At 34.7% G+C, this 15,562-nt stretch carries 9 protein-coding genes; 8 read left to right on the top strand and 1 reads right to left on the bottom strand.

Features of this window, described 5'->3' with window-relative positions; all coding sequences use genetic code 11:
- The first annotated feature begins 29 nt into the window (after window positions 1-29).
- The 8 genes from TY11_RS05515 (at window position 30) to TY11_RS05480 (ending at window position 14,464) form a co-directional block, all read left to right on the top strand.
- Complete coding sequence (locus TY11_RS05515; RefSeq protein ID WP_042143742.1) at window positions 30-1,676, top strand: acylphosphatase; 1,647 nt, start codon at window positions 30-32, stop codon at window positions 1,674-1,676.
- A 31-nt stretch (window positions 1,677-1,707) separates the two neighbouring features.
- Window positions 1,708-2,766 carry a CapA family protein gene (locus TY11_RS05510; protein WP_042143739.1) on the top strand — a complete coding sequence of 353 codons (1,059 nt, stop codon included), beginning with the start codon at window positions 1,708-1,710 and terminating at the stop codon, window positions 2,764-2,766.
- 30 nt (window positions 2,767-2,796) lie between these two features.
- Window positions 2,797-4,380 carry an ATP-grasp domain-containing protein gene (locus TY11_RS05505; RefSeq protein WP_042143737.1) on the top strand — a complete coding sequence of 528 codons (1,584 nt, stop codon included), beginning with the start codon at window positions 2,797-2,799 and terminating at the stop codon, window positions 4,378-4,380.
- 58 nt (window positions 4,381-4,438) lie between these two features.
- Window positions 4,439-5,440 (top strand): YheC/YheD family protein, encoded by a 1,002-nt coding sequence (locus TY11_RS05500; protein ID WP_231495784.1) that lies wholly within the window; start codon window positions 4,439-4,441, stop codon window positions 5,438-5,440.
- Between the two features lie 47 nt (window positions 5,441-5,487).
- Complete coding sequence (locus TY11_RS05495; RefSeq protein ID WP_042143732.1) at window positions 5,488-7,104, top strand: YheC/YheD family endospore coat-associated protein; 1,617 nt, start codon at window positions 5,488-5,490, stop codon at window positions 7,102-7,104.
- Window positions 7,105-7,265: 161 nt separating this feature from the next.
- Window positions 7,266-9,500 (top strand): peptidoglycan-binding protein, encoded by a 2,235-nt coding sequence (locus TY11_RS19820; protein ID WP_052345754.1) that lies wholly within the window; start codon window positions 7,266-7,268, stop codon window positions 9,498-9,500.
- A gap of 276 nt (window positions 9,501-9,776) precedes the next feature.
- Complete coding sequence (locus TY11_RS19815) at window positions 9,777-13,148, top strand: peptidoglycan-binding protein (protein WP_052345753.1); 3,372 nt, start codon at window positions 9,777-9,779, stop codon at window positions 13,146-13,148.
- A 236-nt stretch (window positions 13,149-13,384) separates the two neighbouring features.
- Window positions 13,385-14,464 carry a glycosyltransferase family 4 protein gene (locus tag TY11_RS05480; RefSeq protein WP_042143729.1) on the top strand — a complete coding sequence of 360 codons (1,080 nt, stop codon included), beginning with the start codon at window positions 13,385-13,387 and terminating at the stop codon, window positions 14,462-14,464.
- Between the two features lie 55 nt (window positions 14,465-14,519).
- Here TY11_RS05480 and TY11_RS05475 read toward each other — a convergent pair whose 3' ends face one another.
- On the bottom strand, window positions 14,520-15,551 hold the full coding sequence (locus tag TY11_RS05475; protein ID WP_042143726.1) for an LCP family protein: 1,032 nt from the start codon (window positions 15,549-15,551) through the stop codon (window positions 14,520-14,522).
- Between the last annotated feature and the right edge of the window lie 11 nt (window positions 15,552-15,562).

Here is a 15,562-nt window from a genome sequence, read left to right as displayed (position 1 = left end):
TTATTGTTTCTTATAGGAGGAATTCATCCATGAAAGAGGAGCAGGGTATCAGCTTGCCTCAACTACCGAATGAAATCGTTGTTCATGCTCAAAAAACGAGGCTAGATGCGTTTGCTATAGCATTGGAAGGTTGGAGAAGAGGTTTAAAATTAAAATGGTATACAAGGGATTCTGAATATTACAAGGATATGATTATTTTTGGAGTGAACCCACCCGGAAGATTATATTCCTTAAGTTCTGACAAGCGTACTCATTTCTTTTTCCGTTCCAGAGGAGATAAAGTCACTAATCAGGCTGTTGAAATTGGTTCAGAAAAAGATGACACGAAGATCTGGCTGGAAAAAGCAGGGGTACCTGTACCATTGGGGAAAGGCTTTGACGAGGATACAACAGACGAGGAAATAATTAATTATAGTAAAACAATTCCATATCCACAAGTATTAAAACCGACTAATGCTAGTTTGGGGAACGGTGTAGTTACTAACATAAGGAATGAGAGTAGTTTTATAAAAGCATTAAAGTATGTAAGAGAGGAACTGGGATATCCGGAAGTTATCGTCGAACAACATGTTGCAGGGAAAGAATACCGAGTTTATGTAGTGGATGATAAAGTTATTGCTGCCTATAACCGGGTACCGGCAAACATTAAAGGTGATGGTGTACACACGATAGAGGAGCTAATTGAATTAAAGAATATTGAACGTAGAAGGAATGCTCGATTAAAGAGCTGTCTCATTGAAATGGATAAAGAAATATTAGAGTTTGTTCAAGAAGCTGGGTATACCATGCAGGATATTCCAGAAAAAGGGCAACTTCTTTATTTAAGGGAAAAAACTAATGTTTCTTCTGGCGGTGATCCAATCGATGTAACAGATACAATGCCAGATGAAATTAAGCAAATTGCGATTGATTCACTGAAAGCAGTTCCTGGATTATATCATGGTGGTGTTGATATAATTGTAAATGAAGATAAATCTATTAAAGATCCTGCTGTTGTCATTGAATTAAATCCAACTGCACAAATAGGTGGAGCGTTATACCCATTAAGAGGGAAAGCAAGAAATATCCCTGCAGCAATTATTGATTATTATTTTCCAGAAACTAAAGGGATGGATACAACGAATTCGAAGGTTTATTTTGATATGTCCACAGTACTAGAGCCATTAGAAAATCGTTCAGCACTTGAAGTGGAAGTAGCACCAGCACCAATGGGGGATTTTTTTGCAAAACGCTATGTCGTATCCGGAGATGTTCAACGCCATAGCTTTCATTTGTGGCTTAAGAAACAAGCATTAGATAATGGATTACATGGCTATGTAAAAAATATGGTCTTTGATGAAATTGAAATTGTGGTTGGCGGAACAGATAAATCGAAGGTTAATGAATTTAGAACCCTTATTGAACAATATAAAAACATCCATATCAAAAAAATAAAAGAAGAGATATGGAGAGAACCAGTAATCGTTGGATTCGAAATTGCGGAAAAGTACAATACTTCTAGTTTGCGATCTGTACAGTATGCACTTCGTAAAATGGACAAAGATTTAAAACAAATGATGAAACAGAAAAATAGATTGGAAAAAGACAATAGTCATATTTTAAATAGTACGTCATGGAAGGTAATGGCACCGGCTCGTGCGATAGGCCATATGGTAAAAAATGTGGTAAAAAAATAATGTTTTAAGATTGGGAAAGGATGGGTTTCACTTGAACTTTTTAAGAAAAAGTACAAGCTCAGTTTCATTAACGGCAGTAGGTGACATTTTATTACATGGAAGGGTCTATGGAGGATTAAATAAAAAATCGAATTATGAATTCGACAGCCAGTTGAAAAATGTCGAAGGTTTACTAGGTAAAACGGATATTACGGTTGCTAACTTAGAAACCATCATTGCCGGAAATGAAATTGGATTATCCTCCTTTCCTAGATTTAATGCCCCTACGGAAATTGGTTATACACTTAAAAAGATGGGTGTTGACCTAGTGACGTTAGCTAATAATCATGTGTTTGATTTTGGAGAAGAAGGAATACTAAAGACCATTGAAAAACTACAGGAAATTGGCCTCGAATATGATGGTGCATATAAATCAGAAGCGGATAGTGAAAGGCTTCGTGTAGTAAATAAAAATGGTCTGAGAATCGGCTTCTTATCGTATACAAGAGGGACAAATGGAATTAAGGTGCCAAGCGATAAACAATATTTAGTTAATAGTATTAAGTATAACTCGGTACTGAATATTGTTAAAAAAATTAGAAAGATAAAAAGAGAAAACTTGGTAGATGTTCTTGCAATCAATCTGCACCACGGAGAAGAGTATCATTTACACCCTTCTAACTTACAAAAAGAGGTCTGTGCATCCCTTGCCGATGCTGGGGCAGACCTTATTTTAGGACATCATCCTCATGTACTTCAACCACCTGAATATATTGAAACCTCTCGTGGAACGAAGACATTTGTTGCGTATTCATTAGGTAACTTTTTCTCTGGACAGAATGGGCTCCATCGTCAAATTGGCGCATCATTGACATTAAACATTAGTAAACCAAGTAGTAAATATAGTGCGATTGAGGTTACTAACCCAAGATATACCCTAACATATGTCCATCGGGAAAAGAAGATGAAATATGTCATCCACCAATTGAAGGATTGGGTACAGTCTAATAAAAATATTGAAACAGATGATGGGTTATTCCCTTCACTAGAAGTATATGAAAATGTGAAACAAAGAATGCGTAGCAATATTACTAATCTAGAAATAGATTAGATTGATACATTAATAAGAAGGTGATTGGGCTTGAATAGTTATCAGGATAGTTTACCTAGCCTAAAAAATGCCGTTCCACCGGAAGCATTTGGCTATAATATTAGTATGTATAGTGTTGCATTAGAAGGGTGGAGAAGAGGATTAACCTTAAAATTCATCAATGAAAATACAGCACCAGCTCAGACACACTATTCTCTCTCGAATGGAGAAAAAGAGCATTTCTTTACCGTTGCTAGAGGAGATCGAGTACCAAAAGAAGCTATTAAAATCTGTATACATAAGGATTTAACAAAGGAATATTTGGAAAAGCATAACATTCCTATACCTAAAGGAAATGTCTTTACAAAAGCATCGGCTGATACAGAAATCATCGAATATGCTTCCAATATATTAGGTTATCCAGTAGTGATAAAACCAGTCAATGGTACAGGTGGACATGGTGTCATTGCCAATATTCGAGATGAAAAAGAGTTTGTTTCTGCATTAGAATATGTTAGATATGACTTAAATTATTCGGACATTATTGTGGAAAGATTTTTTAAAGGAGAGGATTACCGGCTATACGTAATTGATAATAATGTAATTGGTGCCTTTAAAAAAATACCTGCTAATGTTATCGGAGATGGTATTCGCTCAATCCGTGAATTATTACAATTTAAAAATGGTGAAAGGGATAGTATACCAGCCTTTCACAACCGTTTAATAAAGGTAGATAAGGAAACGACTAGACTTTTAGAAGAAAAAGGCTATACGCTAGACACAGTACCGAAAGATGGCGAACAAGTATTTCTTAAAACAAAGAATAATGTGTCATCGGGTGGAGACCCCATCGATGTCACCGATCTCTTAACTGATGAACTAAAGCAGATAGCGATTGATGCCTGCAACGCAATCCCTGGATTAGTCCAGGGTGGAGTCGACATGATTGTAGATGAGTCATTAAAGAATGGTGTTATTCTAGAAGTAAACTCAAGGCCTCACATTACTTCACATCTATTCCCAATGCAGGGAAAGGGTAGAGATATCCCAAAAGCAGTCATCGATTATTATTTCCCAGAGACGACCAATAAGAAAAAAGAACATGCCGAACTCTTTTATTTTGATTTTAAGAATGTTTTAGAAGCATTCCGTAATGGCTATGCTAAAGAAATAACTATCCCAAATATTCCCTCTGGAAATATGACTGCCACCCGTTTTCATATGAATGCGGTTAAGACAGAGGACTTTAGAATATGGGTGAGAAGTCAAGCTCGTAAATTAAGGATTAATGGTTATGTTAAATTGCTTAAGGATGGGAGAACCTCTGTTGTAGCAATAGGCAGCCCCGACTTAATTAATAAATTCCGCAATGTCCTTAAGCAAGATTCATTAAAGAAACACCGTGTCCAAAATGTGGTGGAAAAAAGCTGGAGTAAACCAGTTAAAGTAGGTTTTGAATTAGTAGAAAATACAAATATAGTCAAAAAATTAAATAACGAGTCGAATAGTGTAAAATATCGATCATTAGAAGAAAATAATAAACATTTAAAGAAGAAATACCAGCAGATCATCAATAGTACTTCATGGAAAATAACGAAACCGTTGCGTGGAGTAGGAAGACTATTCAAAAGGTAGTTTCAAAACTTTACCTAATATAATTTAAGGCAGCTGATGTAATATGTTAATTGGATATATGAGGAATTTTATAAAACCACCAATAATGGCCGAGATTACAGCGAGGTTTTGTAAGGCTTATGGATTAGACATGGTTTATGCACTTCCTAGTGGCGTGGATATGGTGAACAATAAAGTGAAGGGAAAAATGTTGATTGATGATACGTGGATTGATGTAACAACTGATTTACCTACTTTCTTTGACATTTCTCCATATTGTTTTAAAGCGAAAAATAGCAAAATAATGAACTACCTTCGAAAAAACACTATATTATCAGATGATAGAACAAATTTGCTTTCAAAAGAGAAATTACAAGACAAATTAGTTGAGGACGAAAAATTTTCACACCTTGTTATTCCTACCGAGGATGTGAAAGACGTTACAACTGTTAAGAATTTTGTTCAAAAGTATGGAACAATTGTATTAAAGCCTCTAAGAGGTGAACGTGGTAAGGGCGTCTACATCCTAACTGAAAAAATGGAGAGCTATATTCTCGGTTACAAGAAGTCAGAAAAGGAGATTTCCTTTAAAGATTTAGAGATGTTTGTTAAAGAAAGAACTGAAGAAAGAAAATATATTATGCAAAAGTATATCAATTCGAGAACGAATAATGGTGATCCTTTCGACTGCCGTGTCCATGTTGAAAAAAATGGAGAAGGAAAATGGCAAATTGCTCGGAAGTATATCCGGATTGGGATTGGACAAAAGGTCATTTCTAATGTTAACCAAGGTGGGGGAATAGCTGATTCCGATGTTTTCTTTAAAGCTAATTTTCCTGATCTATGGGAGGAAATTGAATTAAAACTGGACGAACTTGGTAATACACTCCCCTACAAGATTGAGGAACTAAGAGGAACTTCTATAATGTCCTTGGGTATGGATGTAGCGGTACACAGTGATGGAAGTTTATCTATTTTTGAAGTGAATGGGGCGCCTGCAACCGCAGCACTAAAAGCAGAAGCTGCATTACTACGTACACAGTACTACGTACACATGCTAAAGAAAATTAATAGAAAATAACTCAGAATCCCGTATTTGACGGGAAGTTAGTAGGTGAAGAAGTTTAAATGGGATTTTACAACATTAGTTTAAACAATACTGATGAAAAGATACTGAAGATGAATAGTTCACTTTCTAAGCTGTTAAAGGTTAATCACTTAAGGTACACGAATATTAGATTTGGATTTCGGATTGCAGAAATCCGAATTGAAATTGACGATACACTTAATAACAATGAAATTGAATTACCTAATTTTATTGTAGAGAAGTTAAAAATTCCTTTGGACTGCCAATACAGTATCCTTTTAAAGGACAACGAATTAATATTTGGACCGTTTATTGGAATATTTCTAGGTGCAAGAGAATCTGTTGTGTTAAAAAAATTACGTTTCTTAAATAGCTATGTCCTAAAATATAATGAAATAAATGGTGTGATATTTGCTTTTACATTAGAAAATTTGAATAAAGCAGATTTATTGGTTGATGGTTATTTCTACAACCCTAAACAAGACATATGGGAAAAAGCAACGTTACCATATCCAGCCTCAATTTACAAAAGGAGTCCATTTTCATTAGAATTACGGGAGTATTTCGGTACCTTCTATGGAAACAAAATATTTAATTACAACACTTTTGATAAATGGAATATGTATAATCGATTAGAACAGTTTCCTGAAGCATTGGAATTGTTGCCTAGAACAGTGTTATACCAGGACAGTCACAATATGTTGGAGTTCATTAATACATACAATGATGTATATATTAAACCAATAGATGGTAAAAAAGGATTAGGTATTTTCAATCTTGTAAAAGAAGCGGATACTTTTTATGTTAGAACCCGTGAAAAAGAAGGTAACATTGAGTGGGAGTTTAAGACCGAAGTAGAGCTGGCTGACTTTATGAACATGAAGCTCGCAGAATCCGAATATATTATGCAAAATACGATTGATATTAATATTAATCAAAAAGTGTTAGATATCCGTGTAGGGATGGACAAGGATCAGCATGGTGAATGGAATAACATCATGTTCGTTTCAAGAGTTAGTGGAGAAAATAGCATTGTTAGTAATAGAGCTGTTAGTGGTGGAGAAATCCAAAGAGTTTCGGATGTATTAAGAAGTATTTATGGTTATTCGGAAGATAAAGTTCAATATTATGAGGATGAGTTAGTTAGAAACGCCAAACTTGTAGCTGAATTACTAGAACGTACGGGATTGAATTTAGGGAAGTTAGCTTTCGATTTCGTAATTGATAAAGATGGGAAGATATGGATTATTGAAATAAATAGTAGATATCCAGATGACTCTTTAGCAAATAAAATTGGGGAAAAAGATGTATACTTTGATATACATCATACCAATATCATGTACACAAAACATCTAGCAGGTTTTGGTGAACAAGGAAATGATATACTATTTAACTTTTCATTTCCAAATGATAACACGAAGAAACGGTACAAACTGACAATTGCTATTCCAGTTAAAGAAAAGAACAATTTAATCGAAAAAATTAAGCAACAGTTTCAAAAACGTGGACTTCCAGAAGAAGTGACTTATAACACAACTATTAAAAAAGTGGAAGTTGAATTAGAAGGAACAAGACAACAGTTGTATCATTTCATAGATGACATAAAGGTTGGTACTGAACATCGTAAGAAAAGTATTATTAGTGTTCAGGAACTTTAAGAATGATAAAAGGTCTTTCCTATTTTATGTAGGAAAGACCTTTACAACTTATTGCGAAATTTGTTATCTAAAGTCGAATAAACTATTGAAAAAAGGGGATAGTTGACCGATACTAATAAGGTATCACTAATTACAAATATTATATTGGAGGTGAAACGATAGTGAGGGAAAGAGGCCTATTTTATTTTTCATTTCTACTAATCTATCTTTTTATCTTTACTCCACAGGTATTCGCTACAGAAATTACCGGAAAAGATACATATGATAGTGCCGATGATTTGGTAAATGAAGAGAGCAATAATCTAGTTGAACAGAGTGAAATAGAAACACAAGATACAGAATTAGATAATAAGATAGAATCTGATAATGTGATTCCCAAAGATGTTATTGTAAATACTGAGGGTGAAACAGAACAGCAGGCAGAATTAGAGAGCATCGAGGCAACAGAATCTGCTAATGACTCGGAGCCTGGTGATGGAAGTGCTGAACCAGAAGTCCTTTCTGAGAATGTTCAAAAGGATGAACAAAATCAGGATTTAGTAAAAGAAAATGAACCAGCAGAATTATTGTTACATAATGGTGTTCGTCACGAATCCGTTATTCAGCTTAAGAAAGAACTTGAAAAACTTGGTTTCGTAAGTTGGAAAAATGAGCCGAATAATTATTTTGGTGATTCCACCGAAAAGGCAGTACTGGACTTCCAAGTTTATTATGGTTTAAATCAAACCGGTATAGCTGATACACCTGTATTACATAAAATAGAAGAAATGTTGGCGATACCATTTCAAAATGGAAAAATCCATGAGGGTACAGTAAAAGTAAAGCAGGATTTAGCTGTTTTAGGTTATGTAAAGTGGAATAATGTACCTAATGATTATTTTGGAAAACAAACAGAGATTGCAATTATAAAGTTCCAAAGAGATAATAGTTTACCAGCTTCCGGAATAGTTGATCCAACAACAATGACCAAATTGGTAGAATTGGCAGAAGCGCCTCTTCAGCTTGGAATGTACCGGTCTGATGCAGTACATGTAAAGAAGAATCTAGCTAGATTAGGGTTTATTAAGTGGAAAAATGAACCGAATGATTACTTTGGTGCTTCTTCAGAAAAAGCATTAAAAGACTTCCAACGCTACTATGGGATAAAGCAAACTGGAATTTTAGATAATGTAACAATAACGAAAATGGATAGCGTATTATCCAACCCACTTCAAAATGGAAAAAGACAACCCGATACTATTCAATTGAAAAGAGATTTAGAAAGATTAGGCTATGTAAATTGGAAAAACAACCCTAATGATTATTTTGGAGCAGGTACCGAACAAGCTGTACAAGCTTTTCAAAGAGATTACTCTCTTCCAATAAGTGGGATTGCAGAAGAAGTTACATTCAATAAAATTATAGAAGTATTGAATATTCCCTACCAAACAGGAAAAAGAGATCCTCTAAACGTTCAATTGAAGAAAGATCTAGAAAAATTAGGTTTTATAAATTGGAAAAATAATCCAAATGATTACTTTGGTTCAAGTACTAAAAATGCAGTAATCCGTTTTCAAAAACATTTTGGACTACGAGTTAATGGGATAGCTGACAAATTTACTTTAGCCAAGATTGATTCTATTAAGAATAGTCCTATGCAGAATGGTAGAAGTAACTCTGATGTTAAAAGACTTAAAAGAGATTTAGAGTTATTAGGTTATGTAGATTGGAAGAACCCTCCAAATAACTTCTTTGGGAAATCAACAGAAAATGTTGTGAAGAAATTCCAAAAGGAAAACGGACTACCAATCTCTGGTATAGTTGATGAGATAACGCTAAAAGCAATCAATAAAGAATCTAAAGGGATTGTAAAAGTCTTCCTAGACCCTGGTCACGGTGGTAAGGATCCTGGTGGACAAGGTTATGGATTAAAAGAAAAAGATCTAGTACTAGACATAGCATTAAAAACTGCATCCGTCTTATCTAGTAAATATGTTGGTGTTGATGTTATGTTATCACGTACAACAGATACTTTCATTGAGTTGACTGATAGAAGTAAAATGGCAAACAATTGGGATGCGGACTATTTTGTAAGCTTCCATACAAACGCATTTTTAGGACTATCTAAAGGCTTTGAAACCTATATCTATAATGGCAAGGTTACAAATGAAGAGAAATCTAGACAAGCAGACATACATAATTACCTAGCAAAACGTATCAATGTTAACGATAGGGGCATGAAGGATGCAAACTTTAATGTATTACGTAATACGAACATGCCTGCTATACTACTAGAATATATGTATATTGATAATAAGACAGAAAATCGGTTGTTAGGATCTAAGAGTTACCGAAATTACTTAGGGCTTATAACTGCAGATGCTATTGCTAATGCTTATGGATTAAAGAGGAGATAAATCATTTTTATGGTTTATCTCTTTTTCTATTAAACTTGTATTCATATGCTAATGCCGTGTGGTGTTACTTGTCATAATTCTCTCGCAGAAATATCAAAATTTATCGTAAGTTATTCTACTTTTTACGCATCATATTAAGGTCAAATTTCGAAATTCAACAATAACCTTCTAAATTCGACTTAATAACCTATAATTCTAGTTAATTTTATTGAAATATCATTTGATTTATCAGATACTAGAGTAGTATATAAATTTAATAGAGGAGGTGAAACTAAAGTGAAGATTAGACATTTTATGGCCTTCTTGCTATTAATATCTGTTTTCCACTTTAGTCCACTTACAGTAGGAGCAACATCGAGTGGAGAAGAGGAAGTAAATAATGACCCAGTGGAAACACAGAGTCAAGAGGTTGATGAGACTGTTCAACTAGAAATAAAACAAGCAGAAGATTTTAGTGAATTGCAAAGTAAATTAGTTACATTAGGCTTTCTAACCAATCAAGATATAACAGGAAACCTAGATCAAAAAACTAAAACGGCAATTACTAGTTTCCAAACCTACTATGGATTATCTAAAACAGGTAATGCAGATGAACCAACTCTTGCTAAAATGGATGAAATTTTAGCTAGTCCTTTCCAAGATGGAAAAAGAGATGCTGAATCTGTTAAGCTAAAAGAATATCTAGTTATTTTGGGATATGCAAATTTTACAAATCCAACTGATTATTTTGGTGGCCAAACAGCTGATGCTGTCAGGGAATTTCAGAAGGATCAAGGATTAGCTGTATCTGGTATCGTTGAGCCAGTAACGAAAGCTAGATTAGTAGAGTTAGCAACAGGGCCATTACAAAATGGGATGTATCGTGATGATGCAGTAGAATTTAAAGAAAACTTAGATACGCTTGGCTTTGTCAATTGGAAGAATCCGCCGAATAATTTCTTTGGTTCTTCAACGGAGCAAGCAGTAATTAACTTACAAAAGTATTATGGCATATCTCAAACTGGTGTAGTTGATGAAGCAACATTAGCCAAGGTAGAAGAGGTACTGGCAAGTCCATTCCAAAACGGAAAAAGACATAATGAATCAATTAAACTTAAAGAGTATTTAACTAACTTAGGTTATGCAAATTTTGTGAACCCAACTACTTATTATGGTGTTCAGACAGAAGTTGCTGTAAAAGCATTCCAAAAGAAAAACGGATTGGTTGTATCTGGAATTGTTGAACCAGTAACAAAAGCAAAATTAACGGAATTGGCAACTGCACCACTTGAAAATGGAATGCGTCGCCAAGATGCAATTGGCTTTAAAGAGAATCTGGAAAAGCTAGGATTTGCTAATTGGAAGAACCCTCCAAATGATTTCTTTGGACCTTCTACAGCGGATGCAGTAGTTGACCTACAGAAATATTATGGTCTTGCACAAACTGGTAAAGGTGACAAAGCAACCTTAGATAAAATGGCAGAGGTATTAGCTAGTCCTTTCCAAAAAGGTAAGAGCCATGCTGATTCAATACAGTTAAAAGAGTATTTAACTCTGTTATATTATGCCGATTTTGTAAATCCAACTGAATACTTTGGAACTTCAACAGAAGCTGCGGTTAAATCATTCCAAAAGGCTCGAGGGTTAGCGGTATCTGGTATCATTGAACCAGTAACAAAAGCAAAGTTAACGGAATTGGCAACTAGACCACTTGAAAATGGAATGCGCCGTGGTGATGCAATTGAATTCAAAGAGAATTTGGAAAAACTCGGTATTGTAATCTGGAAGAACCCTCCAAATGATTTCTATGGAGCTTCCACTGAGCAGGCTGTAGTTGACCTACAGAAGTATTATGGCCTTTCTCAAACAGGTAAAGCCGATAAAGCAACTTTGGATAAAATCGCAGCGGTATTAGCTAGTCCATTCCAAAACGGAAAAAGTCATAAAGATTCTATTGCACTGAAAGAACAATTAGTACAATTAGGTTATGCTGACTTTAAAAATCCTACAAATTATTTTGGTGCTGGAACAAAAGCGGCTGTAGAAGCTTTCCAAAGGGATTATAATTTACTAGTATCTGGTATCATTGAAGATGTAACTAAACAAAAATTGGTAGAGGTACTTGCTAATTCCTTAAAAGTTGGAGATAGCGGTTCGGCAGTAGTTAAATTAAAAGAACAGATGAATCGATTGGGCTTCCCAATAACCGACTTATCGGCAGAATTTGAAAATCAAGCTGAAAAAGCTGTAACTGACTTCCAACAACATTATGGTCTTATTGCTAGTGGTGTTGTTAATCCGAAAACAACAGAAAAAATTAATGATATCCTGTCCAGTCCATTCCAAACTGGGAAAACAAATGATGATTCTATACAGCTTAAGCTGTATCTGGAAAAGTTAGGTTATATTGAGTGGAAAAACCCACCAAATGGGTTTTACGGTGCAAGTACTGAGCAAGCTGTTAAAGACTTCCAAGCTGATTATGAATTACCTATCAGTGGAATAATTGATGATATTACGCTCCAATTACTTGTAAAGGCTGCAAAAGCAGAAGAAATTTACATCAATACAAAATATGATATAACTTTAAGTCAAGCATTGAATTTACAGATGAAGGTAACCCCTCAATCTGATAAATATTATACTGGTTATATCAGCAGTAACTTATTAGATATCTATGATGGTGGTACAATTACCGGATACTATGTAAACCTACGTACATCACCATACCTAATTAATGGCAACAACAATAATATTTCTACTCCTGTAGAAGCTGGAACACCATTTAAGGTATTGGATGATAATGTTAAAGGGGACATATACAGTTACAGTACTCGCTGGTACAAAATTGAGTACAATGGTAAAGTGCTTTACGTTCATAGTTCCTTAGCTGATATAGATTCTAGAATTGGTAAAACTACAGCCAATGGAGTTAGGATAAGAGCTGGTAAAGGAACAAATACTCATATCTATGAAACAGTTAATGCTGGAAAAACATTTACTATTTTAGAAGAAGGAACAAGTTGGACTAAGGTCAAGCTAACATATGATTGGAGAAATGCTACTTCTGCAGATACTCGTAATTATTTAGATCCAACTAACTATGTAAATGATGCGAATCAGAAGTTCCAATTCTTAGATTTACGTTACTTTACTGGCGTTCCCGCTTCAGAGTTGAACAAGCTTCTAGAAGGAGCTGGAGTTCTAGAAGGTAAGGGAGAAGTCTTTAGACAAGCAGCTAAAGATGCAGGGATTAATGAAGTATATTTAGTCTCCCATGCTATTTTAGAGACAGGAAGAGGCAAATCCGTTTTAGCAAATGGTAGTATTAAACATAATGGTAAATCTGTTTATAACTTCTTTGGAATTGGTGCAACAGATAAGTGTGCTGTAGAATGTGGTACACAAAGAGCAATCCAAGAGGGTTGGTTTACAGTTGATGATGCTATCAAAGGCGGTGCCAAATTTGCCGGAGACAAATACATTAATGCTGGGCAAAATACTCTATATGAAATGCGCTGGAACCCAGCTGCAATGGATAAAAATGGCTATGCTACCCATCAGTATGCAACAGACATTGGTTGGGCATCTAAACAAATATACAATTATAAACAGATCTATGATAAAGGTACTTATAATTTAATATTTGACGTACCAGTCTATAAGTAATATCTAGTAGTCTAGTTCTTCTAAAATGAAGAACTAGGCTTTTTTTATCGATTGAATAAAGAATCAAAGATTTTTGCCAGACATTATGGGCTAGCCATACGCTTTAGAGAGTATCTCTCGCGTCCACAATCTTTAATTAATAACTCAACTATCAAACCAACCCACAAAAATAACGCACCAATCCGTATTATATGGTACAATGTCTATGAATTTATATCATATTAAGTAGGTGCATTATGTTTAATGTAGTTGAATTATCTATTGCTTTTTGCATTTCAACTGTCACTACACTATTAGTGACGCCATTAATTAAAAAATTAGCTTTTAAATTAAATGCTGTTGATAAACCAGATGGAAATAGAAAAATGCATAGTGATGCAAGAGCGAGTATGGGCGGGTTAGCAATTTTTATGGGTGCTGCCGCAGGATTTCTGTACCTGCAGCCATATGAAGCTCATATGAATGCCATTATACTTGGTGCAATTATTATGATTATTACTGGAATGATTGATGATATTTATAGTATAAAACCGTTATATAAACTAGCCGGACAAATAGCAGCAGCGGTTGTTGTTGTCTCATCTGGACTAATAATTGAAAAGCTGACCATTCCTTTTATGGGAACAGTATATATTGATCATTTTGGAATTATCCTTACTATTCTATGGATTGTTGCAGCATCCAATGTAATTAATTTCATTGATGGCTTAGACGGACTAGCGGCAGGAGTGTCAGGTATAGGATTAATTAGCATGTTGATTATGGGCATTATGGATGCAAGACTCATCGTAGTTTCCCTTTGTGTAATCTTAATTGGAAGCTGTGTAGGATTTTTATATCATAATTTCTATCCTGCTAAAATATTTATGGGAGATACAGGGGCATTATTTTTGGGCTATTCTATCGCCATTATATCGATGCTTGGCTTGTTCAAAAATGTAGCTTTCTTTAGTTTTATAATCCCGATTATTGTGATTGCAATACCTGTATTTGATACGATACTAGCGATTTTTAGAAGAATATTGAATAGACAAAGTGTAGCAACTGCCGATCGAAAACATATTCATTATCAGTTGTTAGCTATGGGTTATTCTCATCGATCCGCAGTGCTCATTATATATGCATTTAGTGCTTTCTTTGGCAGCATGGCTATAATCTTCAATAGTACAAGGTTACTTAATTCACTCGTTATCTTTTTCTTTATCATACTAGCGATTCAATTAATTTCTGAACTAGCTGGAATTACATCAGAGAAAAGACAACCACTATTGAACAGTCTAAAAAAGCTATCCTATTGGACTAAAATACAAAAGTAAAAAACTGCTAATCTCAACGAGAGATTAGCAGTTTTTTAGTTTATTATTTGATTGTTTAATAGGTTCCATCGACAGTTTCAATAGTATTATCTACGACTTCTGTGTTTTCTAATTCTAGATGGCTTTGAAGTATCATTTTAGTTTCTGCTAGTTTGACATCATCTAATTTATAGTAATAAATGTTAGCAGGTTGATAATCCTCTCCTTCTAATGTCATAGACTCAATGTCAAGACCACCACCATTTAATCCATATGAAACTAGGCTCTTCATTTCATCAAATGTCATTGTTGTGGTCATGTTAGTTCCAACTGCTTCAATAACATCGCCAAGCTTAAGAACAGAACCGACTGATATTGATTTTTTAATTACAGCTTTTACAGCTTCCATTTGACGTTTTCCACGTTCAATATCATTATCTAGCTTTCTTGTACGTGCAAAGGCAAGAGCTTCTTCGCCATTTAATAGTTGCTCACCAGGCAATAGGTGGATCGAGTTCTTTTTATCTTCTGAGTTTGATTCCCAGAACTCATAAGGAACATCAACAGTGATACCCCCAATTGCTTCTACTACTTCCACAAATGCGTGGAAGTTAACCTTTACATAGTAGTCAACTGGAATATCCATTAGGTTTTCCACGGTTTTAATGGTTAATTGTGGCCCGCCAAAAAAGTGGGCATGGTTTATTTTATCCATACCACGGTCTGGGATGTCTACATACGAGTCACGTGGTATACTCACTAGTTTAACACTTTTATCATCCTTGTTTAATGTAGCAAGGATTAGGGTATCAGACCTAGAGTTACCTTCATTAGCACGGTGATTACTTTCGTCGACTCCAATAATAAGGATGGAAATATTATCAACGTCAGGATCTACCATTGCTTCCCTTAAATCTGATTTTCCTCTATCGTCATCCTCATATGATTTACTAATAACGGAGTCAGCTTTGATATATAAGGACCATAAATATCCTGCTCCAATACCTATAATTAATAGTGGTATTAAAATTAAATACACACGTTTACGTAACTTTCTCTTTTTCTTCCTTTTTACCATTCGTGATTGATCAGAATGATTTTTAACCATTTTTTGTTTCC

This window comes from Paucisalibacillus algeriensis (assembly GCF_000577245.1).
Lineage (GTDB): Bacteria > Bacillota > Bacilli > Bacillales > Amphibacillaceae > Ornithinibacillus.
The sequence above is the reverse complement of the archived record's forward strand: the minus strand, read 5'-3'. Positions and strand labels throughout refer to the sequence as shown.